Origin of the sequence: Hydrogenophaga palleronii NBRC 102513 (genome assembly GCF_001571225.1) — a bacterium.
Taxonomy (GTDB): Bacteria; Pseudomonadota; Gammaproteobacteria; order Burkholderiales; family Burkholderiaceae_C; genus Hydrogenophaga; species Hydrogenophaga palleronii.
Genome location: NZ_BCTJ01000027.1, coordinates 1 through 23,007 on the forward strand (window position 1 = coordinate 1; position 23,007 = coordinate 23,007).

General features: G+C 65.6%; 21 protein-coding genes and 1 tRNA gene. 15 read left to right on the top strand and 7 right to left on the bottom strand.

Annotated features, from left to right (window positions below; translation table 11 throughout):
* Nucleotides 1–103 precede the first annotated feature (103 nt).
* The 7 genes from HPA01S_RS16760 to HPA01S_RS16795 all read left to right on the top strand — a co-directional run bounded on the left by HPA01S_RS16760 (nucleotide 104) and on the right by HPA01S_RS16795 (nucleotide 7,501).
* On the top strand, nucleotides 104–1,177 hold the full coding sequence (locus HPA01S_RS16760; protein WP_066271917.1) for a M48 family metalloprotease: 1,074 nt from the start codon (nucleotides 104–106) through the stop codon (nucleotides 1,175–1,177).
* Between the two features lie 60 nt (nucleotides 1,178–1,237).
* Nucleotides 1,238–2,602, top strand: a complete 1,365-nt coding sequence (gene rsmB, locus HPA01S_RS16765; protein WP_084360760.1) for a 16S rRNA (cytosine(967)-C(5))-methyltransferase RsmB — start codon at nucleotides 1,238–1,240, stop codon at nucleotides 2,600–2,602.
* Between the two features lie 16 nt (nucleotides 2,603–2,618).
* Entirely contained in the window at nucleotides 2,619–3,302 is a 684-nt protein-coding gene (locus HPA01S_RS16770; protein WP_066271918.1) for a DUF4390 domain-containing protein, read from the top strand.
* Between the two features lie 56 nt (nucleotides 3,303–3,358).
* Nucleotides 3,359–5,599, top strand: a complete 2,241-nt coding sequence (locus HPA01S_RS16775; RefSeq protein ID WP_245638683.1) for a sensor histidine kinase — start codon at nucleotides 3,359–3,361, stop codon at nucleotides 5,597–5,599.
* A 29-nt stretch (nucleotides 5,600–5,628) separates the two neighbouring features.
* Nucleotides 5,629–6,327 (top strand): response regulator, encoded by a 699-nt coding sequence (locus tag HPA01S_RS16780; protein ID WP_066271919.1) that lies wholly within the window; start codon nucleotides 5,629–5,631, stop codon nucleotides 6,325–6,327.
* Nucleotides 6,328–6,384: 57 nt separating this feature from the next.
* Nucleotides 6,385–6,460 (top strand) — tRNA-Phe (locus HPA01S_RS16785).
* 93 nt (nucleotides 6,461–6,553) lie between these two features.
* On the top strand, nucleotides 6,554–7,501 hold the full coding sequence (locus HPA01S_RS16795; RefSeq protein WP_084360762.1) for an SDH family Clp fold serine proteinase: 948 nt from the start codon (nucleotides 6,554–6,556) through the stop codon (nucleotides 7,499–7,501).
* Here HPA01S_RS16795 and HPA01S_RS23600 read toward each other — a convergent pair whose 3' ends face one another.
* Both HPA01S_RS23600 and HPA01S_RS16805 read right to left on the bottom strand, forming a co-directional pair.
* Nucleotides 7,502–8,161, bottom strand: a complete 660-nt coding sequence (locus HPA01S_RS23600) for a tyrosine-type recombinase/integrase (RefSeq protein ID WP_084360767.1) — start codon at nucleotides 8,159–8,161, stop codon at nucleotides 7,502–7,504.
* A gap of 581 nt (nucleotides 8,162–8,742) precedes the next feature.
* Nucleotides 8,743–9,687, bottom strand: coding sequence for an AbiTii domain-containing protein (locus HPA01S_RS16805; RefSeq protein ID WP_066271922.1), 945 nt, complete (start codon nucleotides 9,685–9,687; stop codon nucleotides 8,743–8,745).
* A gap of 354 nt (nucleotides 9,688–10,041) precedes the next feature.
* Between HPA01S_RS16805 and HPA01S_RS16810 the strand changes: the two genes are divergently transcribed.
* Nucleotides 10,042–10,467, top strand: a complete 426-nt coding sequence (locus HPA01S_RS16810) for a hypothetical protein (RefSeq protein ID WP_066271923.1) — start codon at nucleotides 10,042–10,044, stop codon at nucleotides 10,465–10,467.
* 50 nt (nucleotides 10,468–10,517) lie between these two features.
* Here HPA01S_RS16810 and HPA01S_RS16815 read toward each other — a convergent pair whose 3' ends face one another.
* Genes HPA01S_RS16815 through HPA01S_RS16830 form a run of 4 tightly spaced genes read right to left on the bottom strand, consistent with a single transcriptional unit; the run spans nucleotide 10,518 to nucleotide 15,218 of the window.
* Nucleotides 10,518–11,420: an alpha/beta hydrolase gene (locus HPA01S_RS16815; protein WP_066271924.1), complete on the bottom strand. Its 903-nt coding sequence runs from the start codon at nucleotides 11,418–11,420 to the stop codon at nucleotides 10,518–10,520.
* A 10-nt stretch (nucleotides 11,421–11,430) separates the two neighbouring features.
* The gene (locus tag HPA01S_RS16820; protein WP_066271925.1) at nucleotides 11,431–12,918 is read right to left on the bottom strand and encodes an NAD-dependent succinate-semialdehyde dehydrogenase; all 1,488 of its coding nucleotides are present in this window, start codon (nucleotides 12,916–12,918) and stop codon (nucleotides 11,431–11,433) included.
* 18 nt (nucleotides 12,919–12,936) lie between these two features.
* A complete protein-coding gene (locus tag HPA01S_RS16825; RefSeq protein WP_066271926.1) occupies nucleotides 12,937–14,160 on the bottom strand; it encodes an iron-containing alcohol dehydrogenase in 1,224 nt (407 codons plus the stop codon).
* On the bottom strand, nucleotides 14,157–15,218 hold the full coding sequence (locus HPA01S_RS16830; RefSeq protein ID WP_066271927.1) for an Ldh family oxidoreductase: 1,062 nt from the start codon (nucleotides 15,216–15,218) through the stop codon (nucleotides 14,157–14,159). The genes HPA01S_RS16825 and HPA01S_RS16830 overlap by 4 nt, the downstream gene beginning before the upstream one ends.
* Nucleotides 15,219–15,315: 97 nt before the next feature.
* Here HPA01S_RS16830 and HPA01S_RS16835 point away from each other — a divergent pair, with 97 nt between their 5' ends.
* From HPA01S_RS16835 to HPA01S_RS16855, 5 genes are all read left to right on the top strand, one after another.
* Nucleotides 15,316–16,011 carry a GntR family transcriptional regulator gene (locus HPA01S_RS16835; protein WP_066271928.1) on the top strand — a complete coding sequence of 232 codons (696 nt, stop codon included), beginning with the start codon at nucleotides 15,316–15,318 and terminating at the stop codon, nucleotides 16,009–16,011.
* Between the two features lie 8 nt (nucleotides 16,012–16,019).
* On the top strand, nucleotides 16,020–17,600 hold the full coding sequence (locus HPA01S_RS16840; RefSeq protein WP_245638681.1) for a sugar ABC transporter ATP-binding protein: 1,581 nt from the start codon (nucleotides 16,020–16,022) through the stop codon (nucleotides 17,598–17,600).
* Nucleotides 17,597–18,592, top strand: a complete 996-nt coding sequence (locus HPA01S_RS16845; protein ID WP_066271929.1) for an ABC transporter permease — start codon at nucleotides 17,597–17,599, stop codon at nucleotides 18,590–18,592. Before HPA01S_RS16840 ends, HPA01S_RS16845 begins: the two co-directional genes overlap by 4 nt.
* Nucleotides 18,593–18,672: 80 nt before the next feature.
* On the top strand, nucleotides 18,673–19,620 hold the full coding sequence (locus HPA01S_RS16850) for a substrate-binding domain-containing protein (protein WP_066271930.1): 948 nt from the start codon (nucleotides 18,673–18,675) through the stop codon (nucleotides 19,618–19,620).
* A 61-nt stretch (nucleotides 19,621–19,681) separates the two neighbouring features.
* A complete protein-coding gene (locus HPA01S_RS16855) occupies nucleotides 19,682–20,275 on the top strand; it encodes a DJ-1/PfpI family protein (protein WP_066271931.1) in 594 nt (197 codons plus the stop codon).
* A gap of 112 nt (nucleotides 20,276–20,387) precedes the next feature.
* Here the strand turns inward: HPA01S_RS16855 and HPA01S_RS16860 are convergent, their stop codons facing one another.
* Nucleotides 20,388–21,305, bottom strand: coding sequence for a LysR substrate-binding domain-containing protein (locus tag HPA01S_RS16860; protein ID WP_066271932.1), 918 nt, complete (start codon nucleotides 21,303–21,305; stop codon nucleotides 20,388–20,390).
* A gap of 108 nt (nucleotides 21,306–21,413) precedes the next feature.
* On the opposite strand from HPA01S_RS16860, the gene HPA01S_RS16865 reads away from it, so the two are divergent.
* Together HPA01S_RS16865 and HPA01S_RS16870 are read left to right on the top strand one after the other, a co-directional pair.
* Nucleotides 21,414–22,397 (top strand): TRAP transporter substrate-binding protein, encoded by a 984-nt coding sequence (locus HPA01S_RS16865; RefSeq protein WP_066271966.1) that lies wholly within the window; start codon nucleotides 21,414–21,416, stop codon nucleotides 22,395–22,397.
* Nucleotides 22,398–22,485: 88 nt separating this feature from the next.
* Nucleotides 22,486–23,001, top strand: a complete 516-nt coding sequence (locus tag HPA01S_RS16870) for a TRAP transporter small permease (protein WP_066271933.1) — start codon at nucleotides 22,486–22,488, stop codon at nucleotides 22,999–23,001.
* Nucleotides 23,002–23,007: the final 6 nt, after the last annotated feature.

Sequence of the window (23,007 nt, forward strand, 5' to 3'; positions counted from 1 at the left end):
GGCGGAGCCGGACCCTGGATGCCCCTGGGTTTGGCGTGGTCTCGTTCGTGGCAAGTGTGGTCGTCTTTCCCTCTTCTTCCTCGTTGGGCTGAGGGCCGCTGACATGCGCTTCTTCGAATTCCAGCGCGATGCCCGGGGCCAGACCCGGCGCCTGCTGTTGGCCTTCGGGCTCACGGTGCTGCTGCTGGTGCTCGCGGTCAATGCGGCGCTGGCGCTGGCCTGGGGCCTGACCTGGGGTTTCTGGGTGCCGGGCGCGCTCAGCTACCCGCGCCACTACTTTGCCGTCAACACCGGCGTCACCCTGTTGTTCGTGCTGGGCGGCTGGTGGGTCGAAACCTCGCGCCTGGCCGAAGGCGGCGGCCAGCGCCTGGCCGAGCAGATGGGCGCACGCCTGGCGCAGCCCTCGGGCAACTTTGACGAGCAGCGCTTCTGCAACATCGTCGACGAGATGGCCATCTCTTCCGGCATGAAGCGCCCGCAGGCCATGGTGCTGGCGCGCGACCAGGGCATCAACGCCTTCGCCGCCGGCTGGGACGAGGACGACGCCGTGGTCGCGGTCACGCAAGGCGCGCTCGACCACCTCACGCGCGACGAGCTGCAAGGCCTGGTGGCGCACGAGTTCAGCCACATCGGCGAAGGCGACACGCGCCTGAACATGCGCCTGGTCGGCATGGTGTTCGGGCTGGAGATGCTGTACCGCATGGGCCAGACCCTGTTCGAGCCCGACAGCAAGGACCGGCGCATGGCCGCCGCCCTGATCGGCCTGGCCGTCATGGCCGCCGGCTGGCTGGGCTGGCTCGCCGGCCACGCGCTGCAGGCCGCGATCTCGCGCCAGCGCGAATACCTGGCCGACGCGCGCGCCGTGCAATGGACACGCAGCCGCGACGGCCTGGGCGGTGTGCTGCGCAAGGTGCTGAGCCAGCGCCGCGAAGGCGTGGTGCCGCGCCAGGTCGGCTCGATGGTGCAGCACATGCTGCTGGTGGCCAACGAGGGCGGCCGCCAGACCGAACACTGGCTGGACTCGCACCCGCCGCTGGCGCGGCGCATCCGCCGCATTTACGGCCGCGACATGGGCCCGCTGCCGCTGCAGCGCGACGACGAACCCGCACCCGCGGCCAGCGCCAGTCCCGCGCCGCCGCCCGGTGAGGAGGCGGGTCCGGGCTGGACCCTGGTCTGACGGCCGGGGCGGCGTGTGTGACACTCGCCGTTTCGACCTTCCTGCACCGGACCTCCCGTTTTGACCGCCCCGGCCTCGCCCCCATCCCCCTCCGCCGCCCCACAAGGGCCCACCCTGGCGACCCAGCTGCGCCACACCGCCGCCTGCGTGCTCGCGGTGGAGCAGGGGCGCTCGCTCAGCGAAGCGCTGCCGGCCCTGCCGCCATCGCTGCGTCCCGGCGTGCAGGCACTCACTTTTCATGCCCTGCGCCAGCTCGGCACGGCGCGTGCCCTGGTGGCGCAACTGGTGAGCCGCAAGCCGGCGCCGCCGGTGCAGGCCCTGCTGTGCAGCGCGGTCGCGCTGCTGCTGGATGCGGGTGACGATGGCCAGGCGCCGCGTTACCCCGCCCACACCGTGGTGAACCAGGCGGTGGAGGCGGCCCGGCAGGACCGCCGCAGCGAACGCCAGGCGCCGTTCGTCAACGCCTGCCTGCGCCGCTTCCTGCGCGAGCGCGAGACGCTCATGGCCGCGGTGGCGCACGACCCGGTGGCGCGCTGGAACCACCCGCTGTGGTGGATAGAGCGCCTGCAGCGCGACCACCCCGACAACTGGCAGGCCATCCTGGAAGCCAACAACCAGCCCGGCCCGATGGTGCTGCGCGTGAACCGCCGCCGCACCGACCGCGCCCGTTACCAGCAGGCGCTGCAGGCCGTCGGCCTGGCATCGACCCCGGTGGGCAGCGACGGCCTGGTGCTGGACGCCCCCCAGCCGGTGGACCGCCTGCCCGGTTTTGCCCAGGGCGACTGCTCGGTGCAGGACGCCGCCGCCCAGATGGCGGCCGAGCTGCTGCTCGACGGCCGTCACTGGGGCCCGTCCGACCGCGTGCTCGACGCCTGCGCCGCCCCCGGTGGCAAGACGGCGCACCTGCTGGAGCACGCCGAGCTGAACCTGCTGGCGCTCGACGTCGACCCGCGCCGCTGCGAGCGCATCACCGACACCCTGGCCCGCCTCGGCCTGCAGGCCCAGGTGCGTGCCGCCGATGCCGGCCAGCCCGCGCAATGGTGGGACGGCCAGCAGTTCGACGCCATCCTGCTCGACGCACCCTGCACCGCCTCCGGCATCGTGCGCCGCCACCCGGACGTGCGCTGGCTGCGCCGCGCCAGCGACGTGGACGCGCTGGTGGCCATCCAGCGCCAGCTGCTGGCGGCCCTGTGGCCCCTGCTCAAGCCCGGCGGCCGCCTGCTCTATGCCACCTGCTCGGTGTTCCGGGCCGAGGGCGCGGAACAGGCGCGGGCGTTCCTTGTGCACCACACCGATGCGCGTGAAGCCCCCTCGCCGGGCCATTTGCTGCCCGGTTTGGCCGCCCCGCCAGGGCAGTTCAACGACAATGGCTCACGTGGACACGACGGTTTCTTTTACGCCCGCTTCGACAAGGCCGGTCCTTGACCGGCTGGCCCGCGGTATGAGGGCCTGGCGCACCTGGGCCCTGGCCTGGTGGCTGGCGGGGCTGCTGGTGTGGCCCATGGCCCATGCCGACGCGCCGCAACTGCAGCAGCTCAGCCTGCAGCGCACGCCCGAGGCGCTGATTCTCTCGGCCCGCATGGAGCTGCAACCCGCCGCGGTGGTGGAAGACGCCCTGTACAAGGCGGTGCCGCTGTACTTCGTGTGGCACGCCGACGTGTACCGCAGCCGCTGGTACTGGACCGACAAGCGCGTCGCCAGTGCCACCCGCACGCTGCGCCTGGCCTACCAGCCGCTCACGCGGCGCTGGCGTGTGAGCCTGTCCAACGAAAGCGCCGCCGGCTCGGGTGGGGCCGGCCTGCAGTACGCCCTGCACCAGAACTTTGACTCTTTGCCCGAGGCCCTCGCCGGCGTCGGCCGGGTGGCGCGCTGGCGGCTTGCCGATGCCGCGCGGCTGGAGCCTGGCGCCGACCACGAAGTGGCCTTCTCCTTCCGGCTGGACCTCTCCCTGCTGCCACGGCCGTTCCAGATCGGCATGGCCAACCAGCCCGAGTGGACGGTGGAACTGCGCCAGACCCTGCCGGTGCCGCAACGCGTCGAAACCGACCACGGCACCGAGCATGGTGCCGGTACGCCCGCCGCCGAACTTGGCAGTGAGTCCAACGTGAGCGAGCCCGCACGCTAGTGGCCACCACACCAGTGCCCGGCCAGCCGCGCCGGCCGGATCCCGAACTGACCCGCGTGCACACCACCGCGCCCAAGAGCAAGCCCGCCGCCGTGCGCTGGGCCATCGGCGCCGGCCTGGTGTTCATGGTCGGTGTCGGCATGGTGCTGTTCTTCCTGCTCACCCTGGCCACCAACAACCGCGCCTTCTACGAGCAGAATTTCCCCTGGCTGGTCGGCATCAACGTGGCGGTGGCGAGTTTCCTGCTGCTGGTCATCCTGTGGCTGGCGCTGCGCCTGGCCCTGCGCCTGCGGCGCGGCAAGTTCGGCAGCCGGCTGCTGATCAAGCTCGCCGCCATCATCGGCCTGGTCGGCATCCTGCCCGGGATGCTGATCTACACCGTGTCCTACCAGTTCGTCTCGCGCTCCATCGAGAGCTGGTTCGACGTGCGCGTGGAGTCCGCCCTGAGCGCCGGCCTGAACCTGGGCCGCACCACGCTCGATACCCTCACCGCCGACCTCAGCAGCAAGACCCGTGTGGCCGCCGAAAGCCTGGCGCGGGTGCCCAACGCGTCGGCCGCGCTGGCACTGGAGCGCGTGCGCGAACAGCTCGGCGCGAGTGACCTGGTGCTGTGGAGCGGCAGCGGCCAGGCCCTGGGCAGTTCGGGTGTCTCACGTTTCGACATCAACCCCGAGCGGCCCTCGCCCGCGCTGCTGCGCAACGTGCGCAGCGCACGCGTGGTGGCGCAGATTGAAGGGCTGGAAGAAGACGGCAGCGCGGACGTGGAGGCGCTGATCGCCGCCACGCCGCCGCGCATCAAGGTGATGGCGCTGGTGAGCCCACCGAGTTTCGGCCTCGACACCGAACCGCGTTACCTGCAGGTCACCGCCCTGCTGCCGGGCGCGCTGGTGACCGACGCGCTGGCGGTGCAGGTGGCCAACCGCGAATACCAGGAGCGCGCGCTCACGCGCGAGGGCCTGCGCCGCATGTACATCGGCACGCTCACGCTGGCGCTGTTTCTCGCCGTGTTCGGTGCCGTGCTGCTGGCGGTGCTGCTGGGCAACCAGCTGGTGCGGCCGCTGCTGGTGCTGGCCGAGGGCATGCGCGAGGTGGCGGCCGGCGACCTGAGCCCCAAGACCGCGCTGGCCTCGCGCGACGAACTCGCCAGCCTCACGCGCACCTTTGCGCACATGACGCAGGACCTGTCGGACGCCCGCGAGGCGGTGCAACACAGCATGGAGCAGGTGGACGCCGCGCGCGACAACCTGCAGACCATCCTGGACAACCTCACCGCCGGTGTCGTGGTGCTGGACGAACAAGACCGGGTGCAGAGCGTCAACCCCGGCGCGGCGCGCATCCTGCACACCCCGCTGCTCGAACACCTGGGCCGGCCGCTGGCCGAGGTGCCGGGGCTGGAGGCGTTCGCCAGCGGTGTGCTGCAGCAGTTCGAGCGTTTCCTGTCCGAACCCTTGCAGCAGGAGGGCGGCCACTGGCAGCAATCGTTTGAACTCAGCGCCGACGGCGCCACGCCCTTCGGCGAAGGCCTGACCGTGATCGCGCGCGGCGCCCTGCTGCCCAACGGCGAACGCCTGCTGGTGTTCGACGACGTCTCCGACATGGTCTCGGCCCAGCGCGCCAAAGCCTGGGGTGAGGTGGCGCGCCGGCTGGCGCACGAAATCAAGAACCCGCTCACGCCCATTCAGCTCTCGGCCGAACGCCTGGCCATGAAGCTCGACGGCAAGGTGCAGGCGCCCGAGCAGGCCATCCTCAACAAGTCGGTGCGCACCATCGTCGACCAGGTCGATGCGATGAAGCGCCTGGTCAACGAATTCCGCGACTACGCCCGCCTGCCCGCTGCACAGCTCACGCCGGTCGACCTCAACGCGCTGGTGCGCGACATCGTCGGCCTGTACGACAACGCGGCGGTGCCGGTGCAGCTGGAGCTGGCGGCCGACCTGCCCAAGGCCCAGGCCGACCCGCAGCAAGTGCGTCAGACCCTGCACAACCTGGTGCAGAACGCGCAGGACGCCATGGCCGGCGTGCCCGGCGCCCAGGTGCTGCTGCGCACGCGGCGCTCCGATACCGGCCAGTGGGTGCGCCTGTCGGTGCTCGACCAGGGGCCGGGTTTTGCCGAGCACATCCTCAAGCGCGCCTTCGAGCCCTACGTCACCACCAAGGTCAAGGGCACCGGCCTGGGACTGGCCGTCGTGAAGAAAATCATGGACGAACACGGCGGCCGGGTGGACCTCAGCAACCGCGTGACGGAAGGCAAGATCGTGGGTGCGCAAGTGTCGTTATCATTCGCAGTTGCAAATTGACAACACGCACTGAGGGAAACACGCGCGCCATGGCAACTATTCTGGTCGTAGACGACGAACTGGGCATTCGGGATTTGCTTTCCGAGATCCTCAACGACGAAGGCCACACCGTCGAGCTCGCCGAAAACGCGGCACAGGCCCGCAACGTGCGCGCCCAGTTGCGCCCCGACCTGGTGTTGCTCGACATCTGGATGCCCGACACCGACGGCGTGACCCTGCTCAAGGAGTGGGCCAGCAATGGACTGCTGTCGATGCCCGTGATCATGATGAGCGGCCACGCCACCATCGACACCGCGGTGGAAGCCACGCGCATCGGTGCCACGGCTTTCCTCGAAAAGCCCATCACCATGGCCAAGCTGCTGAAGGCGGTGGACCAGGGCCTCAACAAGACACCGGCCAAGCCCGGCCCCGCGGCGCCCGTGCTGCGCATGAGCGGCAACGGCCTGTTCAACCCCGAGCTCACGGTGGAAGTCGCGATGACCGGCGGCACACTGCCCGAGCCCATTCTGGACCTCGGCCCGCAGCCGCTGCAGTCGTTCAACCTCGAAGGCCCGCTGCGCGAAGCCCGCGACGAATTCGAGAAGGCCTACTTCGAATTCCACCTGGCCAAGGAGTCTGGCTCCATGACGCGCGTGGCAGAAAAGACCGGTCTGGAGCGCACCCACCTGTACCGCAAACTCAAGCAACTCGGCGTCGATCTGGCGCGCAGCAAGCGCAACGCGTTCTGAGCCGAGGGGGCATCGGAAAAGCGGCCTCCGGAAGCTGCTACAATCTCGCTTCTCTCAGGCCCGGTAGCTCAGTTGGTAGAGCAGCGGATTGAAAATCCGCGTGTCGATGGTTCGATTCCGTCCCAGGCCACCAGTATTTATGCGCCCCAGCGCCCGATAAGGGTCCTGGGGCGTTTCTACATTTCGCGCGAACTTTCTACAATTTGCCATCTTTCTAGGAGATGGAATGCCTGAAGAACAATTGCAGCCGGTCCCTGTAGTAGAAAAACCTGAAGCGCAGGTCCAACAAGAGGCACCAACGTTCACCGCGAAGCTCATCAATGCTGCAAAGGCGGGCGATGAGCCGGCACTGCAGGCGCTGTTCGCAGATCGAGTAAAAGAGCTGGCGGTCCAACACGGCATCGCGGGCGCCTACAAGATTGTTTTCCTCTTTGATGATCTCGACTCGATTAGCGACTTCCATGCCGATCGGATCTACTCAGATGTATCGAGGGAGCCCGATCAAAGTCTTCTTTTGCTGGTTCACAGCCGGGGAGGGAAGATCGAGCCAGCGTACTTGATCAGCAAAACATGTAAGAAGCTTTCCGCGAACAAGTTCGTTGTGGCTGTTCCTCGGCGTGCGAAATCTGCGGCCACGCTACTTGCGTTGGGTGCGGACGAGATTCACTTGGGGATGATGAGTCAGCTAGGACCTATAGACCCGCAAGTGAACGACCTTCCGGCTCTTGGGCTAGCGAATGGACTCACAAAGGTGGCGCAGCTAGTCTGTGAATACCCAGCATCCGCAGAGATGTGGGCTAAGTACCTCTCTGAGAACCTGAGCCTTAGACACCTGGGTTTTCTAGAGAGGTTGGGCGAGTCCGCAGCTCAATACGCCGAACGACTTCTACAAGGCAAAGTGTTGCCTGATGGGCAGACGCCGAAAAGCTTGGCGAATCACTTTGTCAATCATTACAAGGACCACTCGTTTCTAATCGATATCGATGAGGCCGCAAGCCTTTTGGGTGGAGTTATCAAGACTCAAACTGTCGAGTATGCGTTCGCGAACGATGTGTATCGGGACTTCAATTTCCTCGCCTTCTTGCTGCGTTTCTTCCAGCAGCAAGAGGTCTCTATGATCGGCGGAGTGGCCCCCGACTCCCTTGGAATTCGTAAGAAGAAGGATGCGTCGTAGTCAACGAAGCGGACGGACGCGATCTCCCAGGCGGGCTCGTACATAGTGTTCAGTCATATCCCGGTTTCTATGCGCCAAGAGCTTTTGGGCGTGAGCTAAGTCGCCGGTGTCGGTAGCTGCTTTGGCCCGAATATCTCGAAACTGAAAGCTCACCTTTGCCAGCGTGCGGGCCTTGTCGAAGCGTGAACGCAGGGCGTACTGGCTTAGCGGCTGGCCCTTTTCGTCCTGAATCAAGTAGGCGCTGATGGCGGTGCGGGATCTGCCGTTTATCCGTTCGATGACGGCCGCCAGCTCGCCAGTGATTTCGATGCCGAGGCGTGCCCCTGTTTTGTTCTGCACGATCCAGAGGGCTCCGTCGCGAATGTCCGTGCGCTGCAACTTCAACACGTCCGCAGGGCGCTGGCCGGTGAGTAGCGCCAGGTCCATGGCATCCACCACGGTGAAGTGCGCGATCGATCGAACTTTCTCAAACTCCTCATTGGTCACATATCTGTCGCGGCCCGTTTCCTTGAAGCCCTTGACCCCTTGACACGGGTTCGGTGCGGTCGTGTAGCCCCACTCTCTAGCTTTGTTGAAGATGTGCGAAAAGAGCGCCTTCTCGCGATTCGCGAGGACCTTGGCCGCCTGACCTCGAATGTCGAGGTATTCGCGGATGTGCATGGGCGCGATCAGGTCGATGGGCCTGTGCCCAAACACGCGCAGCAGGTGCCCAAACAGCTTCGGGAGGCGCTGGGCACTGAGCGAAAACACCTTTACATCGTTCTCAACGATCCCATCGATTTTGGCGATGGTCCACGCGTCTTAATTGTGTGCGTGTGCACCATTCCGACTCAGGGTGGTTATGACCCTAGCTGTACCCTCTTTCCGGGCGAGCACCCCTTTGTCGTGAGGGATAGTGTTGTCATGTACCGTTTCTGTCAGATAGTTGACCCAGCTCAATTGGAACAAAGCGTTGCGCACGGGGAGTTTGTTGCTAAGCCGCTGTTGGATGAGACAGTCTTTGGCCACGTCATTCAGGGGCTTGAAGACTCCCCAGCGGCGGCGCTTAAATACAAGAGATTTCATGCAAGCTGTCGGGAGGCTGGGGCCTAGTCTTGAGACAGTTTGATTGATACCCGTTGGTACGCTCGCGCTTCTTCGATTTAGCGAAGATTCAACAATCAACGAGTGAGACTGCGGTTGCTCGTGTCATTGGATTGGTTTCATCCAAGGCCAATAACGTTTTGGCCCCCAGCATCCTATTAAGGTTTTGGGGCATTTGATGGTAGGTGCAGAACCTCGCCCAGGAAGAGATAGGTGTTCAGGAACAGCGCTCGTGCCTCCTCCGGTGTCACATCTGTATGGACGCCAGTCGAGACTCTGTCAAACAGGTTGGCCAAATTCTGCCGAATCCGTTGTTTGCGTGAGTGACTGTCGGTTCTAGCATGCACATACGCGTTAATACGGTTCTGATGTTTGCTACCGTCTAGCTTTAGCGTATTGCCTCCGATCTCGACAGTCTCCTGCGATGGAGGGTAGATAGAGTCAGCGAAAGCCTCGATGATCCGCCTGCAGGTCGTGAGGGCTTGAGCCACTGACTCCTCGTTTCCGTCCGCGAGACGATCCATTACGGCTGGGATTTTCTCCAGAATATCCTTGCAGTTAGCGACGACGAGCGAGTCAACATCCGTCTGATAACGCTCAAAGATCGACTCGGTGAGCGCTTCAAATTCTTGCTCGTAGTACACCTCGCTGACGAACTGGTGCAACAGGCTTAACACCTTTGTGCGGATACCGCTTACTCGGGTGATCGTGTTCGCGGCCTGCTCCATCGCCTTTGTCACATTGCCGATCGCAATGGCGGCATAGTTTGAACTAGAGTCCGGCGTGCGCAGAACTGCAAGCTTGGCCTTCTCGGCGGCAATAAGAGCCTCTTGTTGCGCGAGCGGGCCCCAGTAACCAGTTTTTTTCTCATGGTCCAGCCAACGACCAGTCTTGTACATGTATTTGAGCGAGATCGCGTCGGAACTGTTGTAGCCACCCATTTCAAGCTTGAGCCACGATTTGATGTCGTCGCTGCCAACCCACCTCGCCAAGCGTGTAGTTTTGAGGATCAAGCTCTCGGCGCTTGTCCTGCTCAACTCGATATCGTCGAGAAGTTCGCGGGCTAGTAGTCGGACGTGTTGAGATCTGCTTTGCTCTGCCATGGCTGTGCTTGATAGTCAGGAATCAAATCAGCATACCGCCGCTTGTGTTCTTCCGTCGGACGATCTGCCACGAGCGTTCGTTCTTCAGCCTTGCGAGCGCCACACTCAAGTGGTGCAAAGCCATCGAGCAGTAGAAAGGCGGGTACACTTCATTGGTACACCGCCTTATGGCTGGCGGTGGAAAATCCTAATAAAATCAACGGGCAAACATGTTGTTGGTCGTGTCGATGGTTCGATTCCGTCCCAGGCCACCAAATCTTTCAAAAGCCCACTTTGCAGTGGGCTTTTGTCTTTCCGAGTGGTCCATTCCAGGCGAATGCGCAACGCCCTCCTCCTGGCTTTGGAGAACCCCCGATGTCTGTCGAGAACACCGCATGGGCGCACGGTGAATGCCTGCGCCGCCTCACACAAACCCTGGTGATCCGCACCCTGGGTCAGATTGCAGATGAGGCGCGAGAGGACGGCGAAAGCCTGCAGCAGCTGGTGGAGCGCTACGAGATCGACTACGCCTGGCAGGTGCTGGGCTCCACGCGCCTGCACGATGCGGCGCTGGCCGCCGTGCAGGAACGCCTGGGCCGGCCGGCCGACGAGGCCTTGCGCGCGCGGCTGACTGCACTGCTGCAGGCCGCGGCAGCACAGCAGCCCAACGACGCCTTGATGAGCTTCGACAACGATGTGCCGGCCTTGCTGAGTGAACTGCTGTGCGAGGGCATCGACGCCGAGTCAGGGTCTCTCGTGTGCACGCCGCTGGCAGCGGGGATGGCGCCAAGTCAGGCCTGAGCCTGGCTTGCGACATGTGCGCGCCGCCGCTTCAGTGAGCGCCGTGGATCTCAGCCGCGCACCGCCTCAACCATGCGGCGCAACGAAACACATAGCGGACTGTCGGGCTCCTCGAAGCCGTGGATTGCCGAGAAGTGGTCTTTGCCGGCTTGCGGCAGCAGTTCCGCGCCATTGCCTGCCTGCAGCCACGCTCGGTGCATCTGGGTGGACTGCGCTTCGAAGGAAGTTTGCTCCAGTGTGCCCCAGCTGAGCACCAGCGGTGTGCGTGACGGCCGCACCAGATGCTGGGGCGAGTTGCGCGCCACGATGCCGTCATCGAGCTGGATCGCGGGTTGCAGATAGCTGTAGCGCAGCGGCGCAATGTCGAACAGGCCGCTGACCAGCACGGCGCCGACAAACGGGTCTTCTGGCAGCCCGTACATGTCTTGCCAGGGGGTGCACAGCAGCATGGCCCCGAGGTGGCCGCCAGCCGAATGGCCGCCGATGACGATGCGGCGTGCATCGCCGCCATGTTCGCCGATGTGGCGTACCACCCACGCGGCGGCGGCGCGCACCTGCCGCACGATCTCATCGAGTGTCACCGTGGGACACAGGGCGTAGTCGACCAGCACGGTGGTGTAGCCCATGGCATGCGCACCCAGTGCCACATGGCTGAAGTCGCGTGCGGCGTTGGCGCGCCAGTAGCCGCCGTGGATGTAGAAAAACACCGGCGCGTCGGGCTGGGTGGCGGGCACGATGTCCAACGTCTCTGCCCGCGTGGCGCCATAACGCACGCCGGCGCGGTAGGGCAGGGTCTGCCGCGTGGCAGCGCTGCGTTGTGCGCAGCGCTGCAACTCGCCATCGAGGTTCACTGCGCGCAGCCGCGGGTTGTAGGCCTGGTCGATTGCGTCCAGGCTTTCATGGCCATGTGGCAGCTTCAACGCAAGGGCGCTGGATGGTGAGGAGGCGGTCATCCGGCGGGCGTCAGAAGGTGGTGGCGATGTACTTGCTTTCCATGAACTCGGCGATGCCATGGTGCTGCCCACCTTCGCGGCCAAGGCCGCTCTGCTTGACGCCACCGAAGGGTGCGGCGGGATCCGACACCAGGCCGCGGTTGAGCGCGATCATGCCGGACTCGATTGCCGCCGCCACCCGCATGCCGCGTCCGGTGTCACCGGTGTAGATGTACGCCGCGAGGCCGTACTCGGTGTCGTTGGCGAGTGCAATGGCTTCCTCCTCGGTGTCGAAGCGGCGGATGGGGGCCACCGGGCCGAAGATTTCCTCGTGGGCCATCAGCGCGTCGGTCGACACGTTCGTCAACACGGTGGGCGGATAGAAGTAGCCCTTGCCGTCGGGGATGACACCACCGCTGAGCACTTGCGCGCCGCGCTCGACCGCATCCTGCACCAGCCGGTGAATTTTCTGCACCGCCTTGTGCGTGATCATCGGGCCGCACTCGGTCGTGGTCTGCACGCCCGGGCCGACCTTCAACGCGGCCATGCGCTGGGCGAGGCCCTTGGCAAAGGCGTCGTGAATGCCGGCCTGCACGTAGATGCGGTTGGCCGCCGTGCAGGCTTCGCCAGCGTTGCGCATCTTGGCGATCATGGCGCCGTCCAGCGCGGCTTCCAGGTTGGCGTCGTCGAACACCAGGAAGGGCGCGTTGCCGCCCAGCTCCATGGCGCACGAGACCACACTCTTGGCCGCTTCGGCCAGCAGGGTGCGGCCCACCTGGGTCGAGCCGGTGAAGGAGAGCTTGCGCACCCGCGGGTCGGCCAGCATGGCGGCCGTTACCGGGCCCGGGTCGGAGGTGGTGAGCACGTTGACCACGCCAGCCGGCACGCCGGCCTCTTCGTAGAGGGCCGCCAGGGCATAGGCGGTCAAGGGCGTTTCACTGGCGGGCTTCAGCACGACCGTGCAACCCGCTGCCAGCGCGGGCGCGATCTTGCGCGTTGCCATGGCCGCGGGGAAGTTCCAGGGCGTGATCAGCACGCAGATGCCGATGGGCACGTAGTCCACGATGATGCGGTTGCTGCCCGAGGGCGCGGTGCCGAACTCGCCGGTGATGCGCACCGCCTCTTCGGCGTTCCAGCGGAAGAACTCCGCGGCGTAGGCCACCTCTGCGCGGGCGTCGCGCAGCGCCTTGCCGTTCTCCAGCGAGATCAGCGCGGCGAGCATGTCGGCGCGCTCCGTCATCAGGGTGAAGCAGCGGCGCAGGATTTCGGAGCGCTGGCGCGGCGCGGTGTTGCGCCAGGCCGGGGCGGCGGCAGCGGCGGCCTCCACGGCGGCGTTGGCATCGCCGATGGTGGCGTCGGGCACGGTCGCAATGACTTGCTCGGTGGACGGATCAACGACGTCGATGTGCTGGCCGCTGCTGGCAGCGCGCCATTGGCCGCCGATGTACATGCCCTGCGGCAGGGTGTTGATGTCGAACGGCAGTGCGGTGGGCTGGATCGAAGGGTGCGGTGCATTCATGGTGGGTCCTTGTGATGGTTAACGTGCGGCCGCGGCGAGGTCGCCGTCGTAAGCGGCCTGCACCAGCTGGCGCATGCCGGCCAGGTCGATGGGGCGCGGGTTGTTCTTGATGAGGCGCTGGATGCCGACGGCCTGCTCGCAGGTCCATTCGATCTGGTCCGCGGCCAGGCCGAGCCCTGCCAGGGTGGGCGTGATGCCGATGGCCGCGAAGAGCCGGCTGACTTCAGCAATGGCCGCACCCGCGCGGTCTTCGATGCTGCCGGTGACGGGCAGGCCCAAGGCCTCGCCCACTTCGGCGAGCGCCGATGCCGAGGTCTGGCGGTTGTAGCTCATGACATAGGGCAGCATCGCGGCCACGCCCATGCCGTGTGCCGTGTCGGTCAGCGCGCCGGCCGGGTATTGCACGGCGTGGGCGGCGGCCGTGCCTGCCGTGCCGAAGGCGCAGCCTGCGGCCAGGGCGCCCATCATCACGTCGGCGCGGGCGTCTTCGTCCGTGCCATTGCTCACGGCCTTTTCCAGGCTGCGTCCCAGCAGGCGGATTGCGTAGAGCGCGAAGTGGTCGCTGAGCGCGCTCTTGCCGATGAACACGTTTTCCTGCGCCAGTTCGTGGCTGGGGGTCTTGCGGGCAGCGGTGAAGGCCTCGATGGCGTGCGTCATGGCGTCCGCGCCGGCGATGGCGGTCAGGCCGGGCGGGCAGGTGCGGGTGAGTTCGGGGTCGCAGATCGCAACCGCCGGGATCAGGTAAGGGCTTGAGGCGCCGATCTTGAGCGTGCGTTCGGGATCGCTCACCACGGCCACCGGTGTGACTTCGGAGCCGGTCCCCGCCGTGGTGGGCACGGCAATGATGGGCAGCACAGGGCCCGGCACCTTGAACTCACCGTAGTAGTCCGACAGGGCGCCGCCGTGCGTGAGCAGCAACGAGACGCACTTGGCCATGTCCAGGCAGCTGCCGCCGCCCATGCCGATCACCATGTCGGGCTTGAAAGAGCGGACTTCGTCGGCGCACTGCGCCACGCTGTCGCGGGGCACATCGGGTTGCACGCGGTCGTGCACCAGCACCTCGATCGAGGCGGCTTTCAGTCCCTCGATCAGCGCGGCGAATTCGGGCGTCTGAGCCAGGCGGGCGTCGGTGCAGACCAGGGCCCGCCGGCCGAAGCGGCCGGCGACCGCGGGCAGCGCGTGCCGCTGGCCTTTGCCGAAGAGGATTTCGCGAGGCAGTCGCAAGGCGGCGAAAAGAGTCATTGTTGTTGTCCTTGATGGGTGGATGGAGAGGCCGGGGAAGCAGGGGAAGCAGGGGCGGAGCGTGTGAGGGCTTGCAGCTCTGCCCACAGGGAGGGTGAGATGTCGAATCCGTTGTGCAGCGAATGCGCACGCCGCTCGGCAGCGCCATCGCCGGGCACGCGCACGGGACAGTCCTGCTCTGCGGCGGGCGAGGCCCGCACCGCATCCAGGTAGTCCGCGAGCTGTTGAGCGATGTGCGGCGCGGAGGCGGCGCTGATGACCATCAGCACATCGCCCTTGTTGCACACGGCTTCTGCGTCGAGCGTGCCGCGGATCTCGGGCGCCAGGGCCGAGCCGGCAAGGGCCGCGACCAGCAGTTCGATGGCCATGCCGATGCCGTAACCCTTGGCGCCGCCGAAGGGCGCGATGGAGCCGCTCTTGGCGCGCTCCGCGTCGGTGGTCGGATGGCCGTCGGCGTCGCGCGCCCAGCCCTCTGGCAAGGGGCGGCCGTTGCGCGCGTGGTGGTGCACCTTGCCCATCGACACGGTGCTGGTGGCCAGGTCCAGCACCAGCGGACGCGCCGCGGTGGGAACGGCAATCGCCAGCGGGTTGGTGCCGAGCATGGCGCGTGTGCCGCCGTGGGGGTGGACCAGCGCCTCGCTGGTCGACAGCGCGATGCCGATGTGGCCGAGCGCCGCCACCTGTTCCACATACCAGGCCAGCATGCCGAGGTGGTTGCTGTTGTGGATGGCGGCCAGCGCGATGCCCGAGGAGGTGACTCGCTGACCAAGCAGATGCAATGCGTTCATGGCGACCACCGGCCCCAGGCCACGGCCGCCATCGATTTCCAGCACGGCGTCGGAGCGCCAGCGGCTGCTGCCGGTGGCACGGGGATCGGCCAGGCCGCGGTCGATGCGGGTGAGCAGGCGGGGCAAGCGCTGCAATCCATGTGAGGGATGGCCTTTGAGTTCAGCGTCCACAAGCACGCGGGCTTGCAGTTCTGCGTGCTCCCTGGGGGTATCGCGCTGCATGAGCAGCGACGTGCCAAGGGCGGTGGCCTCGTGGTGCAAAACTTTCACAAAACTTGTCCCCGAAATAAGATCGTATAGGATATAGTATCGCAAACGAACCCGACTGGTAAGGTGCCCGTCACCAAATACCGAGAGACAACCGCCCATGATTTCCCCGATCCCAGCCGATCCCTCTTCGCTTGCCAGCAAGGCCATTCCGCGGTCCAACGGCCTTGCCGAAGATGTCTACGAAGCCATCTTCAACCAGCTCATGGTGTTGAAGATCGCGCCCGGTGCGCGGATCACGGTCGACAACCTGGTGAAAGAATTCAACGTGTCGCACACGCCGATCCGGGAGGCCCTGGGGCGCCTGGAAGGTGAGGGCCTGGTCGTCAAGCAGCACCTGATCGGTTACCGCGCTGCGCCGCAGATCACGCGCGAGCGTTTCGACGAGCTGTACGAACTGCGGCTCTTGCTGGAGCCGCATGCGGCGGGCAAGGCGGCCGCTGCCATGGACGCGGCCAAGCTGGCCGTGCTGCGCGAAGCCGCCGGTGTGATGAGCCGTGACGACGACACGGACGAGCGGCTGCGTTACTCCAGCTTTGCGCGCCAGGACGGGCTCTTCCACGACAGCATCATGGCGTTCGCGGGCAATGGCCTGATCCAGGAGACGCTGGCCTTCCAGCACACGCACTTCCACATCTTCCGTTTGATGTTCCACCGGCGCGTGACCGAAGAAGCGCTGGACGAACACCAGGCCTTGCTGGACGCTTTTGCCGCCGGGGACGCCAAGGCGGCCCGGGAGGCCATGCGCATCCACATCGAGCGTTCACGCGACCGGCTGTTGCCTGCTTTCGATTGAGCACCGACATGCTGCGCGAACACAACCGCATGGACACATTGCGCCCGGCGTTGCCGCAAGCCGACGAAGACCGCCCCGCGCCGCAGCCCTTGCTGCGTGCGGACAAGCTGGTCATGCGGTATGGCCCCGTCACGGTGCTGACAGAGGCTTCGCTGGACGTGTTGCCTGGCGAGATCCACGCCATCATTGGCGAGAACGGCGCCGGCAAGTCCACGCTGATGCGGCTGCTGTCGGGCTACATAGCCCCGAGCGAAGGTGCGCTGGTGCTGGACGGCCAGGTGGTGCGTTTCGCCACGCCCCATCAGGCGCAAGAAGCCGGCGTGGTGCTGGTGCACCAGGAAATCCTGCTGGCGGAAGGGCTGACGGTTGCGGAGAACCTGTTCCTCGGCCGCGAGCTGGTGCGCAACGGCGTGGTGGACGACCGGACCATGCGCCGCATCGCAACCGAGAAGCTGGCCGAACTCGGCTGCCATGTCTCGCCCAATGCGCTGGTGCGCGACGTGCCGCTGGCCGAGCGCCAGCTGGTGCAGATCGCCCGCGCCCTGCTGGACGAGCACCGGCTGGTCATCTTCGACGAACCCACGGCGGTGCTGACGGGCGAAGAGGTGGAGCGGCTGCTGGCTATCATCTTCCGGCTCAAGGAACAAGGCGTTGCGGTGCTCTACATTAGCCACCGCCTGGAGGAGGTGCAGCGCCTGGCCGACCGCCTCACCGTGCTGCGCGACGGCCGTGTCGTCGGTACCTATGCAGGCCACACGCTGAGCCAGATGGAGATGGCGCACCTGATGGTGGGCCGTGAACTGGCCGCGCTGTACCCGGAGAAAAAAGCGCTCACGACCAGCGACCCGGTGTTGAGCGTGCGCGATGCCCACGTGCCGGGGCTGGTCCATGGTGTCTCGTTCACCGTGCACAAGGGCGAAATCCTGGGCTTCGCGGGAATGATCGGTGCCGGGCGCACCGAACTCTTCGAAGGCATCGTCGGCCTGCGTCCTGCGAGCGCCCAGGTGGAGCTGCACGGCGCACCGATTCAGCTGCGCTCGCAGCGCGCCGCGATCGATGCCGGCATCGGTTACCTGACGGAAGACCGCAAGGGCAAGGGCCTGTTGTTGCACGAGCGGCTCGCGCCAAACCTGACGCTGTCGGCCCTGGGCCGTTTCCACCCGGGCCTCTGGCTGCGCGGGCGGCAGGAGTCGCAGGCACTGGCGCAAAGCATCCAGGACTACGACATCCGGCTCAAGAGCACCAAGGCGCATGCCGGCCAGTTGTCGGGCGGCAACCAGCAGAAGCTGATGCTGGCCAAGGTCATGTTGACCGACCCCTCGGTGGTGATCATCGACGAGCCCACGCGTGGCATCGACATCGCCAACAAGGCGCAGATTTACGCCTTCATCCAGCAGCTGGTGGAGCAGGGCAAGGCGTGCATCGTGATTTCTTCGGAGATGCAGGAATTGATCGGCATCTGCGACCGCATCCTGGTCATGCGCCAGGGGCGGATCAACGGACAAGTCGTCGGCGAACAGATGACGGAAAAGAACATTGCGTTGCTGGCCACCAGCGACGTCCAGGCCCACCAGGAGACCCGCGCATGAATGCCATTCCCCAAGATCTGCGAAGCAGACGCGAATTCGACCTCTCCATCAACTGGACCGATGCGGGGCCGTTCCTCGCCCTCGGCGCCCTGTTGCTGATCGGTTACCTGATCAACCCGGACTTCCTCTCGGCCACCAACCTGGGCAACGTGGTCGCGCGCAGTGCTTTCATCGCCATCATCGCGGTCGGTGCCACGTTCGTCATTTCCTCCGGCGGCCTGGACCTGTCGGTCGGCTCGATGGCGGCCTTCATCACCGGCGTCATGATCATGTGCATGAACGGCCTGGCCGGTGACTACGGTGGCTGGGCGATCCCCATCGGCATGGCGGTGGCCTTGTTCGTGGGCCTGTTTTGCGGGCTCGTCAACGGGCTGATCGTCACCGTCGGCAAGATCGAGGCGTTCATTGCGACGCTGGGCACGATGGGCATCTTCCGCGCGCTCATCACCTACATGTCGGACGGCGGCACCATCCCGATCGACCGCTCGCTGCGCGAGGCGTATCGCCCGGTTTACTTCGGCACCGTGGCGGGCATTCCGATTCCGATCCTCGTCGCACTGGCGGTGGCGGCGGTGGGCGCTTTCATTCTCTACAAGACCAAGTACGGCCGCCGCTGCGCCGCCGTGGGTGCCAACGAGGATGTGGCGCGTTACTCCGGCATCTCGGTGGTGAACACACGGACCATCGCCTACATGATCCAGGGCGCCTGTGTCGCCGTCGCCGCGATGTGCTACGTGCCGCGCCTGGGCGCCGCCACGCCGACCACGGGTCTGCTCTGGGAGCTGCAGGTGATCACGGCGGTCGTGATCGGCGGCACGGTCCTGCGCGGCGGCAAGGGCCGCGTGTGGGGCACCGTGGTGGGCGCTGTGGTGCTCGAGCTGATCGCCAACCTCATGGTGCTGTCCGATCTGGTTTCCGAGTACCTGGTCGGTGCGGTGCAGGGCGCCATCATCATCATCGCCATGCTGATCCAGCGCTTCTCCAGGAAATAGAAACAGCCTCGTTTCCGGACCCCGCGAGGCATTTTTCAGGGGTCCTTTCCATTCCATAACTCAACCCCCAGGAGACAACAATGTTCAAGAAAAAGTGGATTGCAGGACTGGCCCTCGGCGCGCTCATGGCAGCCGGTGCGGTGCACGCCCAGCAGAAGACGGTGGCGGTGTCGATCCCCGCAGCCACCCACGGCTGGACGGCTGGCGTGGTCTACCACGCGCAGGCCGCCGCCAAGGAAATCAACAAGGCATTTCCGGGTGTCAACGTGGTGGTGAAAACCTCGCCATCGGCGGCCGCCCAGGTCAGCGCGCTGGAAGACCTCTCTGCCGCCCGCAACCTGGCCGCGCTGGTGATCCTGCCGTTCAGCTCCGAGGAACTGTCGGGCCCCGTCAAGTCGGTCAAGGGCAAGGGTGCTTTCGTGACGGTCGTGGACCGCGGTTTGAACGACCCGGCCATCCAGGATCTGTATGTGGCGGGTGACAACATCGCCGTCGGCCGCAACACCGCGAAGTTCCTGGTCGACAAGCTGGGCGGCAAGGGCAACCTGGTGGTGCTGCGCGGCATTCCCACGGTGATCGACGACGAACGCATCAAGGGCTTCCAGGACGCCATCAAGGGCACGGACCTCAAGGTGCTGGACATCCAGTACGCCAACTGGAACAGCGACCAGGCCTTCAAGCTGATGCAGGACTACCTCGCCAAGTACCCGAAGATCGATGCGGTCTGGGCCAACGACGACGACATGCTGCTCGGCGTGCTGGAAGCGATCAAACAATCCGGCCGCAAGGAGATCAAGTACGCGCTGGGTGGCAACGGCATGAAGGAGATCATCAAGAAGGTGATGGATGGCGACCCGGTCACCCCGGTTGAAACCCCGTACCCGCCGTCGATGATCAAGACCGCGATCTACCTGACCGTGGCCAACCTGGTCGGCCAGGCGCCCGTGCGCGGTGCGATCAAGCTCGACGCCCCCCTGATCACCAAGCAGAACGCGAAGGAATACTACTTCCCCGACTCGCCGTTCTGAGCCCCGTTCCGAACCCCGTTCCGAACCATTGTCTTCCCGCAACCAGAGAGAGATTCATACGATGCCAGGCAAAAAAATCCTGATGCTCACCGGCGAGTTCACCGAGGAGTACGAAATCTTCGTGTTCCAGCAGGCCATGGAGGCGGTGGGCCACACGGTCCACGTCGTCTGCCCCGACAAAAAGGCCGGCGACCGGATCAAGACCTCGCTGCACGACTTCGAGGGCGATCAGACCTACACCGAGAAGATGGGCCACTACGCGGACATCAACAAGACCTTCTCGGAAGCCGAAGCCCAGCTCGACCAATACCATGCCGTGTACGCAGCCGGTGGCCGTGGTCCCGAGTACATCCGCACCGACAAGCGCATCCAGGCGATGGTGCGCCACTTCCACGAGAAGCAGAAGCCGATCTTCACGATCTGCCACGGCGTGCAGATCCTGATCGCGGTGGACGGTGTCGTGCGTGGCAAGAAGGTGGCGGCCCTGGGTGCTTGCGAGCCCGAGGTGCAGCTGGCCGGTGGCACCTACATCGACCTGTCGCCGACCGACGCGTACGTGGATGGCACCATGGTGTCGGCCAAGGGCTGGACCGCGCTGGCGGCCTTCATCCGCGAATGTCTCAAGGTGCTGGGCACGGAGATCCGCCACACCTGATGGCGCTGCGGCGGGGCAGGTCGGGCGGGGTGCTGTTGCGCCTCGCCTGGTCCTTGCCCCGCCGTTTCTTTGGCAGGCCCGCGGCATGCGCGGGTGGCTGCACAAGGCCGGCTCAGCGCCGGGCGGCCGTGCGCCGCCGCGTCCAGGGCCGGGACGCTTCGATGGCGATGTCGATGAAGTTCTTCACCGCCGGGTTGCGGTCCAGCGTGCGGTAGATCAGGCCCATGCGCACGATGGGGCTGGGCTCTTTCGGCGCCACGTAGGCCACGCCCGGGCGCTGCAACTGCGCGATGGACGAGGGGATGAGCGAGATGCACAAGCCGGTGGAGACGATGGACAGGATGGTCTGCATCTGCCGCGCGTATTGCACGATCTCCGGTGTGAAGCCGGCGCGCCCGCAATAGGCCTGCACCGCGTCGTACAGGCCCGGCGCCATCGGCCGCTCGAACATCACGAAGGGCTGGTGCTTGAACAGCGCCATGCTCGGGCTCTTCATGCGCGCCTCTTTCATGTCTTGCGGCAGCGCGAGCAGCAGGCGTTCGTCGAACAGCGGCTGGAACGATAGCCCGGGTTCGTTGATCGGGCCGGGGGCGATGCCGATGTCGATCCTGTCGGCCTTCAGGTTGGGCAACTGCGCGTCCAGCGTTTCTTCCGACAGGTGCAGCTCGACGCCGGGGTAACGCTCGCGGCACAGCTTGAGTGCCTGCGGCAGGATGGTGACGTTGGCGATCGACACGAAGCCGACCGCGAGCGAGCCCGCGTCGCCGCGCGCGCTGCGTTGCGCCAGGATGCGTGCGTGCTCCAGCCGCGCCAGCACCGCGCGGACCTCGACGTAGTAGGTCTGCGAGGCCGGTGTCATGACCACGCCGCGGTTGGTGCGCTCGAACAGCTGCACGCCGAGTTCTTCTTCCAGTGCCTTGATCTGCACCGACAGCGGCGGCTGGCTGATGTGCAGGCGTTCGGCCGCGCGCATGAAGTTCAACTCCTCGGCGACCGCAATGAAGTAACGCAGCTGGCGGATATCAGGCATTCGAAAATCATATAACAGAGGCCTGTAATCGGTATTGGCTCGAATGCCGGCCTGAAAATAAAGTGGCGACCGCCATACCCGGCATACAACGATCTGGAGACAAGCATGATGTCCTTTTCCCGCCGCACCGGCCTGCTGGCCGTGGGCGCCGCCGTCCTCGCCCTGAGCACCGCCGCACACGCCCAGACCCGAGAGATCAAGGTCGGCTATGCACTCGCTCCCAACTCCCACTACGGCGCCGCCGCCAACGCCTGGTCGGCCTCGGTCGAGAAGGCCACCAACGGCCAGTTCAAGTTCCGCCAGTTCCCTTCCAGCGCACTGGGTGGTGAGCGCGAGCTGCTCGAAGGTCTGCAACTGGGCACGGTGGAAGCGGCGGTGGTGTCCTCCGGCACGCTGGGCAACTTCGTGCCCGAAGTCGGCGTGACCGACATCCCCTTCCTGTTCCGCGACATCAAACACGCGCGCGCCGTGCTCGACGGCCCGATCGGCCAGGAGCTGCTGGGCAAGTTCAAGTCGCGCAACCTGATCGCGCTGGCCTGGGGCGAGCAGGGCTTTCGCCACATCACCAACAGCAAGCACGCCATCAACAAGCCGGAAGACCTCAAGGGCCTGAAGCTGCGCACGATGGAAAACCCGGTGCACCTCACCGCCTTCCGCACGCTGGGCGCATCGCCCACGCCGATGGCCTGGCCGGAAGTCACCGGCGCGCTGCAGCAGGGCACCATCGACGGCCAGGAGAACCCGATCTCGGTGATCACCTCGGCCAAGCTGTCGGCGGTGCAGAAGCACCTGGCGCTCACCGGCCACGTGTACTCGCCGGCCATGCTGCTGGTCTCGCCCAAGTTCTGGGACTCGCTCAACGACAGCCAGAAGGCCGCCGTGCTCGCGGGTGCCAAGGAAGGCGCGCAAGCCATGCGCCAGTTCGTCGACGACATCGAGAAAAAGGGCGTGGACGAGCTGCGCGCCCAGGGCATGCAGGTCACCGAAGTGACCAACAAGGCACCGTTCCAGCAGGCGCTGTCGCCGGCCTACACGCAGTACGCCTCGAAGTTCGGCAAAGAGCTGATCGACCGCATCGCCAACACGCGCTGAGCGCTGTTGTCTCCGGCGGCACCCGGCGTCTCGCGCCGGGCGCCGCGCCTTTGTGCGGTGGCACGCCTCACCGCAGCAGGAACCCCACATGCTTGACCGATTCGAGAACACGCTGGTGGCTGTCAACCGCTGGCTGCTGATCCTGATGCTGATGGCCATGGCGGTCATCGTCTTCTCCAACGTGGTGCTGCGCTACACCACCGGCGATTCCATCGTCTGGGCCGAAGAGGTGGCGCGCCACCTGATGATCTGGGGCACCTTCCTCGGCGCCGGCCTGGTGCTGCGCTTTGGCGGCCACGTGGCCATCGACAACCTGCACAACGTGGTGCCGACGCCGCTGGCGCTGGCATTGCGGGTGCTGGTGGTGCTGGTGATCGCCATCTTCTGCCTGTCCATGACCTGGTTCTCGCTCAGCTACACCATGCTGATGCGTTTCCAGACCACACCGGCCACCGGCATCTCCTTCGCCTGGATCTACGCCGCCCTGCCGGCTGGCTTCCTGTTGCTGCTGGTGCACCTGGCGCTGGTGGTGCGGCGCTACGTGCGCGACGGCAGCTTCCACGAATCGCCCGAGATGGACGCCGAAGCCGCGGCCTCGCTCTGAGCCCGC